Source organism: Nocardioides sp. Z24_21 (assembly GCF_058134345.1).
Map to the genome: position 1 here is coordinate 463,880 of NZ_JBYTTH010000001.1, position 14,934 is coordinate 478,813.

Here is a 14,934-nt window from a genome sequence, read left to right on the forward strand (position 1 = left end):
TGGGCGAGTCCGACACCTGGAGGCCGTTGCAACCCCCTCCAAGTGTCGGAGTCCCCGCTCGAGCGGGGACTCCGACAGCGGAGCCGGGGAGCCCAGACGCGAACGCCCCGTAAATCGGAGCGAGGAGCCGGTCCTGACGGACCGACTCCTCGCACGTCCTCCCGCAAGGGCTGCTACGTGAACAGGCTGACTCCACCGGGGCCGACGAGCAGCCCGACGATGATGAGCACGATGCCCCAGAGCATCTGACCCCTGATCAACGAGACGATGCCGGACACCACGAGGATGACGGCAAGGATCCACAGCAGAAATGCCATTTCGCATGCTCCCTTCGGTTGAACGGTCAACCTAGCGGGGGGCGCGTGATCGGGGCGAGCCGATCACACCCCTCGGGGGGGTACAACGGCATGGGTCCTCAGTCCTCCTCGCGCAGGCGGGGCGGCGTGAAGTCGTCGGGGCGGATGCCGGTCTTGTCGGCGTAGAAGGCGCGCACCAGGTCCATGTCGGCGCGGACGTCGCCGGTCGGGTGGAAGGTCGGCCCCCAGCCGACCGTGCGGGACGGCGCATCGATGAACGCGAGGGTGATCGGGAGGCCGGTCTGGCGGGCGATCCGGTAGAACCCCGACTTCCAGTACTCCCCGCGCGAGCGGGTGCCCTCCGCGGCGAGGCCGAGCAACCAGGGGTCGTCGCCCTCGGCCTCGGCGAGCAGCGCCTTGATGGTCGCCGACGGGTTCTTCCGGTCCAGCGCGACGGCGCCGGTGCGGCGCAGGAGCCAGCCCAGGGGGCCCACGAAGAGCTCCTTCTTGACGAGCAGCCGGATGTCGATGCCGTAGCGCCACGCCAGGAGGATGGTGAGCACCCAGTCCCAGTTGGAGGTGTGCGGGGCGCCGACGAGGACGGCGCGCTGGGGCACCTCGCCCACGGCCCGCCAGCGGGCCGCGCCCAGCAGGACGCGGGCGAGCGTGCGGCGCACTCCCCCGCCGCCTGACGTCGGCGCGGCAGCCGCAACGGACGCGGAGGCCGCCGGCCCAGCGGCCGAGCCGAGGGACGGCGTACGCGTCGCGGCCCGCGCCCGACCGGCCTTGCGCTCGCGGTCGAGGTCCCACAGGTAGTGGTCGAAGTCGACCTCCATCGTGTGGCGCGGCGAGGCGTAGAACTGCCGCTTGTCGCGACGGTGCTCGGCGTCCATCTGGCGGCGTACGACGTCGCCGGCCGGCGGGACGTAGCGACCGGCGAGCGTGTCCGCGATCCACGCCGACTGCGCCTCCGCGATCGGCATCACCGCGCCGATGGCCTGGACGAGGCCGATGAAGTAGAGGCCCGGCAGGTCCGGGTGGACGGTGCGCTTCCACAGCGGCAGGTCGTTGTCGTGAGGGGACACCAGGTCGGGCGCGAGGAACGGGAAGCTGACCCGGTAGCCGGTCGCCCACACGATCAGGTCGGCCGGCGCCTCGCTGCCGTCGACGAAGACCACCCGGTCCCCCTCGAGTCGCTCGATGCCGGGCCGAGCGGTGATCGCGCCCGCGTCGAGTCGCTCGCGGATCCGGTCGGACTGGACGGGGTGCGACTGACCCGGCTTGTGGGTCGGGGCCGGCAGGCCGTACTTCGTCATGCTGCCGGCGTACGCGGCGCCGACCCGCAGGCGCGCCGCCGTGACCCACCACGGCAGCCACCCCGGCAGGGCGACCTGGTCGCTCGGCCGGCCCAGGAGGAACTTGCGCAGCACCCACTCCGTGCGCCGCACCGACCACGTCGTCGTACGCGCGACGAGCGACGACTCAACCGCGATGTCCATCGCGGAGTTGCCGGCGCCGACCACGACGACGTCGCGCCCGGCGAGCTGCTCGCCCGATCGGTAGTCGTGGGCGTGGATCTGCTCTCCGTCGAACGTGCCGGGATAGGCCGGCTCGGGCCACCGCGGGTCCCAGTGGTGGCCGTTGGCGACGAGCACCGCGTCGTAGGTGCGGGTCTCGGTGCCGCCGGGTCCGGAGATCCGCACGTCCCAGCGCCCGTCGGCCGAGCGGGAGACGTCCTCGACGGTGGTGTCGAACGTGATCGTGTCGCGGAAGCCGAAATGGTCGACGTACTGCTCGAAGTAGGCGCGCACCTGGTCGTGCCGTGCGTAGGGCGGGTAGTCCTCGGGCATCGGGAAGTCCGAGAACGCCATCCGCGGGCAGGACGTGTTGATCTCGAGGGTGTCGTAGCAGGCCGACTGCCCGTTGGAGTTGTCGAGGACCCAGGTGCCGCCGATGTCGCGACCCTTCTCGAAGCAGTCGAACGGGACTCCGGCGAGGTAGAGCTGCTTGGCCGCGGCGATGCCCGACGAGCCGGCCCCGATGATGCACGCGCGCGGGAGCGACTCGTCGACCGGGACGGGCGAGGTGACCGCGGGGGCGCGGTGGGACTGCTTGACGAAGTAGGCCATCGGGCGCTCCTGGCTGGACGGAGAAGGGGTCGGGCTGGAGGGCTGGAGGGCTAGAGGTAGAGCCCGGTGGAGCCGCCCTCGAGGCGCTCCGCGGCGACCGCGTGGACGTCGCGCTCGCGCATGACGACGTAGACCTCGCCCTGCACCTCGACCTCGGCCTTGTCCTCGGGGTCGAAGAGCACGCGGTCACCGACCTCCACGGCCCGGGCGTGGGGGCCCACGGCGATCACGCGCGACCAGGCGAGCCGGCGGGCGCCCATCGCGGCGGTCGCCGGGATCACGATGCCGCCGGTGGACCGGCGCTCGCCGGCCTCCTGGTCGACCTCGACCAGGAGACGGTCGTGGAGCATCTTGATCGGGGCGCTGCCCCCCACACCCGGCACGGCGCTCAGCGCGCGACCTTCCGGACGATGCCGAGCAGGACGACGACGCCGACCACGATGCCGGCGGCCTGGAGGATGTTGTCGGTGCGCGGCTCGCCCGTGTCGAGGTCGACGAAGTGCGCCTTCAGGGTCGTCACCTGGCGGCCGATGATCGTCTTGGGGTGGGCACGGTAGGCGAGCTGGTCGATTGTCGAGGCCAGCCGCTCGCGCGTCTCCTCGATCTCGCGCTCGAGCGCGCTCATGTCCTGGGTCACCCGGGCAGGCTATCAATGCGCCGGGGATCGAAGCCCCACGGCAGCTCGAGCCGGTGGGCGGCCATCAGCTCGTCGTCGGTGAGCACGTCGAACGTCGGCCGGTCGGCGACGACGACTCCCTCGCTGAGCACGACGCTGCGCGGGCACAGCTCGAGGGCGTAGGGCAGGTCGTGGGTGACCATGAACACCGTCACGTCGAGGCTGCGGAGGATGTCGGCGAGCTCGCGGCGCGAGGCGGGGTCGAGGTTGGAGGAGGGCTCGTCGAGCACCAGGACCTCCGGCTCCATCGCCAGCACGGTGGCCACCGCGACGCGGCGGCGCTGGCCGTAGGACAGGTGGTGCGGCGGCCGGTCGACGAAGTCGGCCATGCCGACCCGGTCGAGCGCGTCCATCACCCGGCGGTCGAGCTCGGCGCCCTTGAGCCCGAGGTTGGCCGGCCCGAAGGCGACGTCCTGGCGGACGGTGCCGAGGAAGAGCTGGTCGTCGGGGTCCTGGAAGACGATGCCGACGCGGCGCCGGATCTCGAGGAGGTGCTGCTTGGCGACCGGGAGCCCGCTGACCGTGACCGAACCCCGGCCCGCGGTGAGGATGCCGTTGAGGTGGAGCACGAGGGTGGTCTTGCCGGCGCCGTTGGGGCCGAGCAGGGCGACCCGTTCGCCCCGGTGGACGTGGAGGTCGACCCCGAAGAGCGCCTGGTGGCCGTCGGGGTAGGCGAACGCCAGGCCGCGGACGTCGAGGACGGGGGTGGTCACGACGGCAGCTTCCCGTCGTAGCCGCGCGAGAGCATCGCGAGGTGGACGCGCTCGCCCCGTTCGTAGGACCGGATGAACAGCGCGCCGAGCGAACGGCCCAGCACCGGCCAGTGGCGCGGCGAGCGGGGGTCGCAGCCGCGCGAGCGCAGCGCCGTCATCATCCGGGTGAGCTCGTCGGTGACGACGTCGAGGTAGCGGATCATGAAGCCCATGATCTGCACGATCAGGTCGGGTGCGCGCAGCCGTTGAAGGCCCCGGAGGAGGTCCTGCGGCTCGGTGGTGGCGGCGAGCGTGAGCGAGGCGAGAACGCCGATGCTGCCCTTGACCAGCAGCGCGACGCCGGCGACGAGCCCGGGCTCGGAGACGGTCACCCCCAGCACCTCGGTGCGCGGGCCGTGGGCGATGAAGGGCATCAGCACGGCGAAGACCACGAACGGCAGCTCGACGACCATGCGGGGCAGCAGGTAGCGCAGCGGCACCCGGGAGAGCGCGATGACGCCCAGCAGGACCGCGGCCTCGACGGCGAACAGCGGGTAGGCCTCGCGCGGGGTGGCGACGACCACGAGCATGAAGCCGAGGAGCGCCAGCACCTTGAGGTGCGCGGGCGCGCGGTGGACCGGGCTGTGCCCGTGGAAGTGGAGCCGGTGCCCGTGCCCGGCACCCATCAGGACCCCGGCGTGCGCGTCGAGGGGGTGTCGTCGTGGGACGCCTCGCGGGGCGCGGCGTCGTGCCCGTCAGGCCCGCGGCGGCGCACCAGCCAGAACAGGCCACTGCTCAGGACCAGCATCACGACCACGCCGATCACGCCGGCGAGCCCGCCGCTGATCCGGGCGTCGTCGATGCCGGACGTCTGGTAGTCGGCGAGAGGGCTGTCGGCGGTCGCGGAGTCCTCCGCGGAGTCGATGAAGCCGGTCTGCTCGGCGACGTACTCGAGGCCGTCGGGGTGGGAGCTGGCGTAGTAGCTCGCGACGCCTGCGACGAGCAGGCTGACGACCAGGGCGACGGCGAAGAAGCGGCGGGTGCTCATCGGTGGACTCCGTCTCGCAGCTCGAGCTCGCGCTCGACGAGCAGTGGTCGGGCGCCGTGGACGAGGTCGGGGCGGGCCGCGACGACGCTCGCGACCACCAGGCCGGTGACGACGGCCTCTCCGAGGCCGATGACGGTGTGCCAGCCCAGCATCGCGGTGAGGACGGCGCCGAGGTCCACCTCGATGTTGCCGCCGACGGCGAAGAGGCCGGTGAAGACGAGGGCCGCGACCGGCACGCTGACCAGGGCGGCGACCGCGGCTGCGGGCGCGACCATGCCGAGGCGCTTGGGCAGCACGCGGCGCAGGCCGACGAACACCACCCAGCCGACGGCGACGGTGACGATGCCGATGAGGGTGATGTTGGTGCCGAGCGCGGTGATGCCGCCGTCGGCCATCAGCAGGGCCTGGACCAGGAGCACCACCGACAGGCACAGCACCGCGGTCCACGGCCCGACCAGGACCGCGGCGAGAGCACCGCCCATGAGGTGGCCGCTGGTGCCCGCGCCCACCGGGAAGTTGATCATCTGCGCGGCGAACACGAAGGTCGCGACCAGCCCGGCCATCGGCGCCGTGCGGTCGTCCAGCTCGCGTCGCGCACCGCGCAGGGACAGGGCGACCGCGGTGGCCGCCACGACCCCGGTGGCCACCGAGGTGGGGGCGTCGAGGAAACCGTCGGGCACGTGCACGGGTCGCTCCTGCTGGTGGGTGTCTCGGATGGATGGCGGCCGTGGGTGGCACTGGCCGCGACTGGTTGGATGAGTGGTGTCCGGCGCGGATCCCCCGATGCCGCTCCGACACCCTCGACCTTATTGCAAATGTCTTGCAACAACCACACCCGGGCCGCGGTCCGGGCCGACCAGCGCACAGGAGCCCCCGATGCCCGACCGCCTCTCCCCCGGCGACGCCGCACCCGACTTCACCCTCCCCAGCGACACCGGCGAGCCCATCTCGCTGTCGGGCCTGCGCGGCCGGAAGGTGATCCTCTACTTCTACCCCGCCGCGATGACGCCCGGCTGCACCACGCAGGCCTGCGACTTCTCCGAGTCGCTCGAGTCGCTGCGCGGCGAGGGATACGAGGTGCTCGGCGTGTCCAAGGACGCCCCCGCCAAGCTCGCGAAGTTCCGCGAGCGCGACGCGCTGACGCTGACGTTGCTCTCCGACGAGGACCTGGCCGTGCACAGGGCCTACGGCGCGTTCGGCACCAAGAAGCTCTACGGCAAGGAGGTCGAGGGCGTGATCCGCTCGACCTTCGTGATCGACGAGGACGGCACGGTCGAGCTGGCGCAGTACAACGTGAAGGCCACCGGCCACGTCGCCAAGCTGCGTCGGGACCTAGGGTTGGCCTGATTCGGTCCAGCGCCCGTAGCCCAACAGGCAGAGGCACACGGTTTAGGTCCGTGACAGTGTGAGTTCGACTCTCACCGGGCGCACCACGATCCGCGCGCGATGCGCGAGTGGCTGCGGTGTGAGCCACGTCACCACTAGGGTCCGCGCATGGACTCCGCGCTCACCACCGTCGGACTGCCCGTCGCCCTGGCGATCATCATGTTCGGCCTCGGGCTCGACCTGACGGTCGGCGACTTCAAGCGCATCGGCCGGGCACCGCGGGCGGTGGCCGTCTCGCTGGCCTGCCAGGTCCTGCTGCTGCCGCTCGTCTGCTTCGCGCTGGTGGTGCTCTTCGACCTGCCGGCCCTGCTCGGCATCGGCATGCTCCTGCTCGCCGCCTCGCCGGGCGGCACGACCGCCAACCTGTTCAGCCACCTCTTCCGCGGCGATGTCGCCCTCAACATCACGCTGACGGCCATCAACACCGTCATCGCCGTGGTGACGCTCCCCCTCATCACCGGGCTCGCCATCGCCTACTACGACCGGCAGGACGACGTCTCGATGCCGCTGGTCGAGATCGTCAAGGTGTTCGCGCTGATCCTCCTGCCCGTCGGCATCGGCATGGTGGTCAACGACCGCGCGCCCGCCTTCGCCCGCCGGATGGACAAGCCCGTGCGGATCGGCTCCGCGGTGATCCTCGCCGTGCTGGTGCTCGGGATCCTGCTCGACCAGCGGGAGAACGTCGCCGACTACCTCGCCGACGTCGGCCTCATCGCCGCGCTCTTCTGCGCGATCAGCCTCGTCGTCGGCTACTACGTGCCGAAGGCGCTGGGCGTCACCGGGCCGCAGGCGATCGCCTCGTCGATGGAGGTCGGCGTGCACAACGCGACGCTCGCGATCTTCGTCGCGGTCGAGGTGCTCGACGAGGTCGAGATCTCGGTGCCGGCGGCCGTCTACTCGCTGGTGATGTTCGCCTTCGCCGCCCTGTGGGGCGCGTGGGTCAGCCGGCAGGTCGGCGCCCGGGAGGGCGCAGCCCTCGATGCCGACTCAGTCGCCTGAGAGGTCGGACGCGACCTGCGGCGCCAGGGCGCGCAGCGCCCGCCCCCGGTGCGAGATCCGGTCCTTCTCCCCCGGCTCGAGCTCGGCGGAGGTGAGGTCGTCGGCCTCGTGCTCGACGGCGACGAAGACCACGTCGTAGCCGAAGCCGCCGCTCCCCCGCACCTCGCGGGTGATCCGGCCGTCCATGCGGCCCTCGACCACGCGCTCGCGCCCGTCGGGCATCACCCAGGCCACGGCGCAGGTGAAGTGCGCGCGGCGCCGCTCGTCCGGGACGTCGCGGAGCTGGTCGAGCAGCAGCTCGTTGTTGCGGGCGTCGGACTTGTCCTGGCCCGACCACCGGGCCGACAGCACCCCCGGCATGCCGTTGAGGGCGTCGACGCACAGCCCGCTGTCGTCGGCGATCGACGGCAGACCGGTGGCGGCGACACCGGCGCGCGCCTTGAGCAGGGCGTTGCCCTCGAAGCTCGGCTGGTCCTCCACGGGCTCGACGTAGCCCTCGACGTCACCGATGCCGAGGACCTCGATCCCGGGCGCGTGCTCGGCCAGGATCCGCTGCATCTCGACGATCTTCTTGGCGTTGGCCGAGGCCAGGAACACCTTCACCGGGCCAGCGCCTCGTGCTGGAGGCGGGTCAGGTCGGCGCAGCCCTTCTCGGCGAGGCTCAGCAGCGCGTCGAGCTCGGCGCGGTCGAAGGCGGCGCCCTCGGCCGTGCCCTGCACCTCGACGTAGGCGCCCTCGCCGGTCATCACGACGTTCATGTCGGTCTCGGCGCGGACGTCCTCCTCGTAGGGCAGGTCGAGGCGGGGCACTCCGTCGATGATGCCGACGCTGACGGCGGCGACCGAGCCGGTGAGCGGCTCCCCGGCGAGGGCGCCGGTCTCGCGCAGGTGCGCCACGGCGTCGGCCAGGGCGACGTAGGCCCCGGTGATCGCGGCGGTGCGGGTGCCGCCGTCGGCCTGGAGGACGTCGCAGTCGAGCACGATCGTGTTCTCGCCGAGGGCCTGGTAGTCGATGACGGCGCGCAACGAGCGGCCGATGAGGCGCGAGATCTCGTGCGTACGACCGCCGATGCGGCCCTTGACCGACTCGCGGTCCGAACGGGTGTTGGTCGCGGCGGGCAGCATCGCGTACTCGGCGGTCACCCACCCCAGGCCCGAGCCCTTGCGCCAGCGGGGCACGCCCTCGGAGGCGGACGCGGCGCAGAGCACCTTGGTGCCGCCGAACTCGACGAGGACCGACCCCGCGGCGTGGTCGAGCCAGTGGCGCGTGATCGTGATCGGGCGGAGCTCGTCGTCGGCGCGGCCGTCGGCGCGGGCAGCAGAAGTCATGGCCCCGACCCTAGACGTGGCCGAGCCGGGTCCGGTCACCCCCGTGTGCTACCGGACCCGGTCCGGGGCCCTGATCCGAGGCCCCGTCCCCCGGGGGACCGTCTGCGGGAGCCGGCCCCCGCGTCCGCGCGGATCGCTCCACCCGGCCGGGGAGTCCCACCTTGCGTTGTGGAGGCGTCGCGTGCATCGGTCCCAGGTCGCATCGTGAAGCCGACCAAAGTAGGGCCAGCGCTGGCTAACCTGTGCGCCGTGACGCCACGCCCCGACACCCAACCCGAGCTCACGTGGGTGTCGCACACATGGCGCTACGCCGCCTGCCTGGTGTTCTCCGCGGCCGTCTGGCAGGTGGTGGCGGCGACCGAGTGGCGCGAGCACCGCCTCCTCTTCGGCGTCGAGCTCGCGCTCGGCGCAGCCTCCTATGTCCTCGTCCACTTCCGCCGGCAGGCCCCGGTGCAGGTCGCGCTGGCGGTCGCCGGGCTGAGCGCCCTCTCCGGCATCGCGGCCGGGCCCGCCACCCTGGCGGCGCTGTCGGTCGCCACCCGCCGACGCTGGCGCGAGGTGCTGCTGGTCGGCGGCACCAGCATCGTCGCGGCGCAGGCGTGGGCGACGGTCGCGCCGGTCCGCGGCGACGACCTCGTGGTGACCGCCCTGGTCAACGTGGCGGTCAACGCCGGGGTCATGGGGTGGGGCCTCTACATCGGGTCGCGACGCGAGCTGCTCGGCGACCTGCGCCACCGCGCCGAGCGGCTCGAGCACGAGCAGGAGCTGCGGGTCGGCAAGGCCCGCTCGGCGGAGCGGGCCCGCATCGCGCGCGAGATGCACGACGTGGTGGCGCACCGCATCACGCAGGTCTCCATGCAGGCCGGAGCCCTCGCCTTCCGCGCCGACCTCCACGCCGACCAGCTCCGCGAGGGCCTCGGTGAGATCCAGCGCCAGGCCAACGACGCGCTCCACGAGCTGCGCGGGGTGCTGGGCGTGCTGCGCCAGGACGACCCGAGTCCGCCCACCGCCCGCCCGCAGCCGACGTACGACGACGTCCCCGCGCTCATCGACGAGGCGCGCTCGCTCGGCCTCGAGGTCGACTGGGACGACGAGGTGGACACGACCGCCGCGGTCCCGCCCGCCACCGGTCGCACGGTCTACCGGATCGTGCAGGAGGGCATCACCAACGTGCGCAAGCACGCGCCCGGCGCGCAGGTGCGGATCCGCTCCGCGGGCGACGAGGAGCGCGGCATCACGGTGGTGGTGAGCAACCCGTTGGGCGAGCGTCCCAGCGCGGCGCCGGGGGCCGGCCTCGGGCTCGTCGGGCTGCGCGAGCGCACCGAGCTGCGCGGCGGCCGGCTCGAGAAGCGCACGGAGGGGGCGACGTTCGTCCTGGAGGCTTGGTTACCGTGGGCGCCGTGATCCGCGTGCTGCTCGTCGACGACGACCCGCTCGTGCGCTCTGCGCTCACCCTCATGCTCGGGGGCCAGTCGGACCTCGAGGTCGTGGGCGAGGCCGCCGACGGCGAGGAGGGCCTGGCGCAGGTCGCCCAGCACGAGCCCGACGTGGTGCTCATGGACATCCGGATGCCGGTGATGGACGGCCTGGAGGCCACGCAGGTGCTCCACTCGCGTCCGTCGCCGCCGGCCGTGGTCGTGCTGACCACCTTCGACGCCGACGACCACGTCCTGCGCGCCGTGGCGGCGGGCGCCGACGGCTTCCTGCTCAAGGACACCGCGCCCGCCGACATCGTCGGCGCCATCCGCACCGTGGCGGCGGGCGACGCGATGCTGTCACCGTCCGCCACCCGCAGCCTGGTCTCGCGGCTGCGCGGGAGCTCGCCGAGCGCGCGCACCTCCACCGCCGCCGACCGGCTGACGGTGCTGACCGAGCGTGAGCTCGAGGTCGCCGTGTGCGTGGGCCGCGGGCTCAGCAACTCCGAGATCGCCTCGGAGCTCTACCTGTCGATCCCGACCGTGAAGTCGCACGTGTCACGCCTGCTCACCAAGCTCGAGTGCACCAACCGCGTGCAGGTGGCGATGGTCGTGCACGACGCGGGCCTCGTCTAGACGTCGTACGTCGCCCCGGCGCGGGCCAGCTCGACCGGGCCGTCCCACGCGGCGCGGGCCTCGGCCTCGGCGTCGGCCGGGTCGTGCCACGGCGGGACGTGGGTGAGCACGAGCCGCTCGGCGCCGGCACGTGCGGCGGTGCGGGCGCAGTCGGCGCCGGTGAGGTGGAGGTCGGCGGGATTGGGGTCCCCGGTGCGGAACGACGCCTCGGCGAGCAGCAGGTCGGTGCCGGCTGCGATCTCGTCGAGCTCGGCGCACGGAGCGGTGTCGCCGGAGTAGACGAGTGTGCGGCCGCCGGCGGTGACGCGGAGTGCGTAGGCCGCGACCGGGTGGACCACCCGGCGAGCCTCGACCCGGAACGGGCCCAGCTCGACCTCGGCGCGGTCACCGTCGTCGCGGTCGCCGTAGACGCGGAAGTCGAACTCCTCGGTCATGCCCGGCTCGAGGGGCAGGTCGTAGGCGCGTGCCATCCGCGCGGCCGTGCCGTCGGGGCCCCACACCGGGATCGACGGCTGTGCACCGGTCGGGTGGTACTTGCGCATCACGTAGTAGCCGCACAGGTCGAGGCAGTGGTCGGCGTGGAGGTGGCTGAGGAACACCGCGTCGATGCTCAGCGGGTCGACGTAGCGGTGGAGCTGGCCGAGCGCGCCGTTGCCCAGGTCGAGGAGGATCCGCCACGTGCGGCCGTCCTGCTCGGCCTCGAGCAGGTAGCAGCTCGCGGCCGACTCGGGACCGGGATAGGAGCCCGAGCAGCCCACGACGGTGAGCCGCAGCGGGTGCGGGCTCACGCCCGACCTCCGGCGAACTGCGTCGCCCCGAGCAGCTCGGAGCCGAGGAAGCGGCGCCCGACCGTGGCGAAGTCGTCGGGGCTGCCGGTGGTCGAGAACGTGTAGGTCGGCTCCCCGTCGGGCCGCATCAGGCCCGTGCCGGCCAGCATCTTGTAGACGTCCTTGGCGCACTCCTCCGCCGAGCTCACGAGCGTGACCTCGTCGCCCATCACGTAGGAGATGACGCCGGTGAGCAGCGGGTAGTGGGTGCAGCCGAGGATGAGCGTGTCCACGCCGGCGTCCGCGAGCGGGTCGAGGTAGTCGTGCGCGGCGGCGAGGAGCTCGTCGCCGCCGGTGACGCCCTGCTCGACGAAGTCGACGAACCGCGGGCAGGCCCGGATGTGGAGGTCCAGGTGGGGAGCGGCGGCGAACGCGTCGTCGTAGGCCATCGAGCTCGCGGTCGCCCGGGTGCAGATGACGCCCACCCGCTGGTTGCGGGTGGCGGCCGCGGCCCGTCGCGCCGCCGGCAGGATCACCTCGACGACCGGGACGTCGTAGCGCTCGCGGGCGTCACGGAGCATCGCCGCGCTGGCTGAGTTGCACGCGATGACCAGTGCCTTGACGCCCTGCTCGTAGAGGTGGTCGAGGCACTCGAGGGCATACTCGCGGACCTCGCCGATGGGCTTCTGGCCGTAGGGCTGCCGGGCGGTGTCGCCGAGGTAGGTGACCGACTCGTGCGGGAGCTGGTCGATCACCGAGCGGGCGACGGTGAGCCCGCCGAAGCCGGAGTCGAAGATGCCGATGGGGGCGTCTGCGGTCTCTCTCGCGGGGGGCGTCGGCACAGGCAGCAGGCTAGGCGCTCGGGCTGGCGTCGGTCACGCGATCACGTGCGTCGGCCCCGTCACACCCCCTCCCTCCGGGTTAGGGTCGCCCGGTGACCCTGCGCTCCGTGCTCGCCTCCCTGCTCGCCTGCACCGCCCTCGCGGTGTGCCCGGCGTCGGCCCCGGCCGCGGTCCCCGACGGCGAGCTGCCGCCACCCACGCCGCGGGTGTCGGCCGACGACGCCATCGACTCCGTGGTCGCCATCTCCGTCGACGGGCTCAACACCGACGCCCTCGCCAAGCTGGGGCGAGAGCGCACCCCGCACCTGCACGACCTGATGGCCTCCGGGGCCTCGACCCTCAACGCCCGCACCGAGCACGAGCTCACCATCACCCTGCCCAACCACACCGGCATGGTCACCGGGCGCCGCATCGACGCCCGCACCGGCGGGCACGGGGTCACCTGGAACGACGACCGGCGCCGCCCGGCGACCGTCCAGTCGGCGGCCGGGCAGCGGGTCGAGTCGGTCTTCACCCAGGTCAAGGCCGCAGGGGGCTCGACGGCGCTCTTCGCGAGCAAGACGAAGTTCTCCCTGTGGAAGCGCAGCTGGCCGCGGAGCATCGACACCACCCGCATCCAGCTCGACAACACCCTGCTCGCCCGGTCGGTCCGGCGCGACCTGCGCGACCACGAGCGCGCCTTCCGGTTCGTGCACCTCTCGCTCCCCGACTCGGCGGGTCACGACCACGGCTTCATGTCCTCGCGCTACCTGCGGGCCGTCGAGAAGGTCGACGGGCTGCTCGGGGTCATCGTCGGTGCCGTGCGGTCCGACCCCGAGCTCGTCGGCCGCACCGCCATCATCCTGACCAGCGACCACGGCGGACTCGGCGCGAGCCACTCCGACCCCCGCCGGCTCGCCAACTATCGGGTGCCCTTCATGGTGGCCGGTCCGGGCGTCGAGGCCGGGGCGGACCTCTACGAGCTCAACGCCGACGACTACCTCGACCCGGGCATGCGACGCACCACCTACCGGCAGTCCGTCCAGCCCGTCCGCAACGGCGACCTCGCCAACCTCGCGCTCGACCTGCTCGACCTCGGCGCCGTGCCGGGAAGCGAGCACAACCTGCGCCTCGACCTCGACGTCTCACGTCCACCTGCCTGACCACCGATCGCCCACACAACGGGCAGAGGAGACGTCGTGTCCGTCCTGAAGAAGCTCTCCACGGTGGTCGCCCTCGCGGTCACGGCGTCGACGCTGGCGCTCACACCGGCGTCCGCCCGGGCCGCAGGTCCGGACGGCACCGCCGCCGCGGTCGGCTGGCCGCCGGCCGCCCCCTCGCAGCTGGTCATCGACACCGGCGGGGTCGTCGTCGGTCGTGAGGACTACGTGCCGGGCACGGTGACGCTGGACGGCGTCACGCGGGTCACCGAGGTCCGCGGGCGCGGCAACTCGACCTGGGGCTGGGCGAAGAAGCCCTACAAGCTCAAGCTCGAGCAGGACGCCGCGCTGGTCGGCACGCGCGCCTTCGACGAGTGGGTGCTGCTGGCGGGCTACGGCGACCGCAGCTCGCTGCGCACGGCCGCCGCGTTCGCCGTGGCCGCGCAGACGCGGCTGCGGTGGACCCCCCGGTTCCGCTTCGTCGAGGTCGTCCTCAACGGCCAGCCCCAGGGCCTCTACCTGCTCACCGAGCAGGTCGAGGTCGGCGCGGGTCGCGTGGACCTGCCCGACGACGGCTACCTGCTCGAGGTCAACAAGCGCTACCTGCGCGACGACGAGCCCGGCTTCCGCACCCGGCGCGGGACGCCCGTGGCGTTCAAGGACCCCGACGAGGTCACCAAGCGACAGCGCCGCGAGGTCCGGCGCGCGGTGTCGCGCTTCGAGGACGTCCTCTACGGTCCCGACTTCGCCGACCCCGAGCGTGGGTACGCCGCCCACGTCGACGTCGGCAGGATGATCGACTGGTACATCGTGCAGGAGCTCTTCGCCAACCAGGACTCCAACTTCCAGTCGAGCGTGCACTTCAGCTGGGTGCCGGGCAAGCGCTTCGTCTTCGGCCCCGTCTGGGACTTCGACCTCAGCGCTGGGACGCGGTGGCGCGCCTCGAGCGAGCCCGACACCTGGCACACCCGTCTCGGGCGGCACTGGATCACGCGGATGCTCCAGGACCCGGCGTTCTCGGAGCGGGTCAAGAGCCGCTGGGCCCGGCTCAAGCCGGGGGTGCGCGAGGTCGTCTCCCAGATCCCCTCCGCGGCGGCGACGCTGGCTCCCGCCGCCGAGGCCGACTGGGACCGGTGGCACGCCGCGGGCGACCTGGACTGGACCCACCGCGGGCGCGACCGCCAGGCCGAGGTCGACTTCCTCCGCGACTGGCTCACCCGGCGCATCCAGTGGCTGAGCCTCAACGAGGTGCGCCTCGGCGGCATCCGGCACCGCGCCACCGAGCGCGAGCACACGATATGGGTGCCCGTGCGGCTGCAGTCGGCGCCGAGCGCGCCGGTGCAGGTCACCTACGCCGTCCAGGCCGGCACGGCCAGCCCGGGCGAGGACTTCGTGGCCGCGCAGGGTCAGCTCGACTTCGCCGCCGGGCAGGTGGAGCAGCGTGTGCCCGTCCGGATCCTCGACGACCGCGAGACCGAGGCTCGCGAGACGGTGCAGGTCGTGCTCACCGGCGCCTCATCCGACCTCGTGGTCGGCTCGCCCGCGACGGCCGTCGTGGCCATCGCGGCCAACACCCGCTGA

General features: G+C 72.7%; 18 protein-coding genes and 1 tRNA gene. 7 read left to right on the top strand and 12 right to left on the bottom strand.

Going from position 1 to position 14,934, the window contains the following annotated elements:
* Positions 1-173: 173 nt before the first annotated feature.
* The 8 genes from AC3X7Z_RS02210 to AC3X7Z_RS02245 form a co-directional block, all read right to left on the bottom strand.
* Positions 174-317: a GPGG-motif small membrane protein gene (locus AC3X7Z_RS02210; protein ID WP_186340748.1), complete on the bottom strand. Its 144-nt coding sequence runs from the start codon at positions 315-317 to the stop codon at positions 174-176.
* Positions 318-415: 98 nt separating this feature from the next.
* Positions 416-2,425: an NAD(P)-binding domain-containing protein gene (locus AC3X7Z_RS02215; RefSeq protein ID WP_489974860.1), complete on the bottom strand. Its 2,010-nt coding sequence runs from the start codon at positions 2,423-2,425 to the stop codon at positions 416-418.
* A gap of 50 nt (positions 2,426-2,475) precedes the next feature.
* The gene (locus AC3X7Z_RS02220; protein WP_489975376.1) at positions 2,476-2,775 is read right to left on the bottom strand and encodes a GroES family chaperonin; all 300 of its coding nucleotides are present in this window, start codon (positions 2,773-2,775) and stop codon (positions 2,476-2,478) included.
* Positions 2,776-2,813: 38 nt separating this feature from the next.
* Positions 2,814-3,062: a DUF3618 domain-containing protein gene (locus tag AC3X7Z_RS02225; RefSeq protein ID WP_186340746.1), complete on the bottom strand. Its 249-nt coding sequence runs from the start codon at positions 3,060-3,062 to the stop codon at positions 2,814-2,816.
* Positions 3,059-3,814, bottom strand: a complete 756-nt coding sequence (locus AC3X7Z_RS02230) for an energy-coupling factor ABC transporter ATP-binding protein (protein ID WP_489974861.1) — start codon at positions 3,812-3,814, stop codon at positions 3,059-3,061. Before AC3X7Z_RS02230 ends, AC3X7Z_RS02225 begins: the two co-directional genes overlap by 4 nt.
* Positions 3,811-4,479 (bottom strand): cobalt ECF transporter T component CbiQ, encoded by a 669-nt coding sequence (cbiQ, locus tag AC3X7Z_RS02235; RefSeq protein ID WP_489974862.1) that lies wholly within the window; start codon positions 4,477-4,479, stop codon positions 3,811-3,813. Before cbiQ ends, AC3X7Z_RS02230 begins: the two co-directional genes overlap by 4 nt.
* Positions 4,479-4,841, bottom strand: coding sequence for a PDGLE domain-containing protein (locus tag AC3X7Z_RS02240; RefSeq protein ID WP_489974863.1), 363 nt, complete (start codon positions 4,839-4,841; stop codon positions 4,479-4,481). The genes cbiQ and AC3X7Z_RS02240 overlap by 1 nt, the downstream gene beginning before the upstream one ends.
* Positions 4,838-5,527, bottom strand: a complete 690-nt coding sequence (locus tag AC3X7Z_RS02245) for an energy-coupling factor ABC transporter permease (RefSeq protein ID WP_186340742.1) — start codon at positions 5,525-5,527, stop codon at positions 4,838-4,840. Before AC3X7Z_RS02245 ends, AC3X7Z_RS02240 begins: the two co-directional genes overlap by 4 nt.
* A gap of 190 nt (positions 5,528-5,717) precedes the next feature.
* Between AC3X7Z_RS02245 and bcp the strand changes: the two genes are divergently transcribed.
* The 3 genes from bcp to AC3X7Z_RS02260 all read left to right on the top strand — a co-directional run bounded on the left by bcp (position 5,718) and on the right by AC3X7Z_RS02260 (position 7,226).
* Positions 5,718-6,188 carry a thioredoxin-dependent thiol peroxidase gene (gene bcp, locus AC3X7Z_RS02250; protein ID WP_186340741.1) on the top strand — a complete coding sequence of 157 codons (471 nt, stop codon included), beginning with the start codon at positions 5,718-5,720 and terminating at the stop codon, positions 6,186-6,188.
* A 9-nt stretch (positions 6,189-6,197) separates the two neighbouring features.
* Positions 6,198-6,274: transfer RNA gene (locus AC3X7Z_RS02255), tRNA-Leu, on the top strand.
* A gap of 61 nt (positions 6,275-6,335) precedes the next feature.
* Positions 6,336-7,226 carry a bile acid:sodium symporter family protein gene (locus AC3X7Z_RS02260; RefSeq protein WP_489974864.1) on the top strand — a complete coding sequence of 297 codons (891 nt, stop codon included), beginning with the start codon at positions 6,336-6,338 and terminating at the stop codon, positions 7,224-7,226.
* On the opposite strand, the gene rdgB is transcribed toward AC3X7Z_RS02260, so the two are convergent.
* A complete protein-coding gene (gene rdgB / locus AC3X7Z_RS02265; protein WP_489974865.1) occupies positions 7,215-7,829 on the bottom strand; it encodes an RdgB/HAM1 family non-canonical purine NTP pyrophosphatase in 615 nt (204 codons plus the stop codon). The genes AC3X7Z_RS02260 and rdgB overlap by 12 nt on opposite strands.
* Positions 7,826-8,554, bottom strand: a complete 729-nt coding sequence (rph, locus tag AC3X7Z_RS02270) for a ribonuclease PH (RefSeq protein ID WP_186340738.1) — start codon at positions 8,552-8,554, stop codon at positions 7,826-7,828. The genes rdgB and rph overlap by 4 nt, the downstream gene beginning before the upstream one ends.
* A 249-nt stretch (positions 8,555-8,803) precedes the next feature.
* On the opposite strand from rph, the gene AC3X7Z_RS02275 reads away from it, so the two are divergent.
* Both AC3X7Z_RS02275 and AC3X7Z_RS02280 read left to right on the top strand, forming a co-directional pair.
* Positions 8,804-9,958 carry a sensor histidine kinase gene (locus AC3X7Z_RS02275; protein WP_241005164.1) on the top strand — a complete coding sequence of 385 codons (1,155 nt, stop codon included), beginning with the start codon at positions 8,804-8,806 and terminating at the stop codon, positions 9,956-9,958.
* Positions 9,955-10,605, top strand: coding sequence for a response regulator (locus AC3X7Z_RS02280; RefSeq protein ID WP_206054399.1), 651 nt, complete (start codon positions 9,955-9,957; stop codon positions 10,603-10,605). The genes AC3X7Z_RS02275 and AC3X7Z_RS02280 overlap by 4 nt, the downstream gene beginning before the upstream one ends.
* On the opposite strand, the gene AC3X7Z_RS02285 is transcribed toward AC3X7Z_RS02280, so the two are convergent.
* Complete coding sequence (locus AC3X7Z_RS02285; RefSeq protein WP_241005165.1) at positions 10,602-11,393, bottom strand: MBL fold metallo-hydrolase; 792 nt, start codon at positions 11,391-11,393, stop codon at positions 10,602-10,604. The genes AC3X7Z_RS02280 and AC3X7Z_RS02285 overlap by 4 nt on opposite strands.
* Positions 11,390-12,220: a glutamate racemase gene (murI, locus tag AC3X7Z_RS02290; protein WP_222129567.1), complete on the bottom strand. Its 831-nt coding sequence runs from the start codon at positions 12,218-12,220 to the stop codon at positions 11,390-11,392. The genes AC3X7Z_RS02285 and murI overlap by 4 nt, the downstream gene beginning before the upstream one ends.
* Positions 12,221-12,306: 86 nt before the next feature.
* Here murI and AC3X7Z_RS02295 point away from each other — a divergent pair, with 86 nt between their 5' ends.
* Together AC3X7Z_RS02295 and AC3X7Z_RS02300 are read left to right on the top strand one after the other, a co-directional pair.
* Positions 12,307-13,356 (top strand): alkaline phosphatase family protein, encoded by a 1,050-nt coding sequence (locus AC3X7Z_RS02295; protein ID WP_489974866.1) that lies wholly within the window; start codon positions 12,307-12,309, stop codon positions 13,354-13,356.
* A gap of 36 nt (positions 13,357-13,392) precedes the next feature.
* Positions 13,393-14,934: a CotH kinase family protein gene (locus AC3X7Z_RS02300; RefSeq protein WP_489974867.1), complete on the top strand. Its 1,542-nt coding sequence runs from the start codon at positions 13,393-13,395 to the stop codon at positions 14,932-14,934.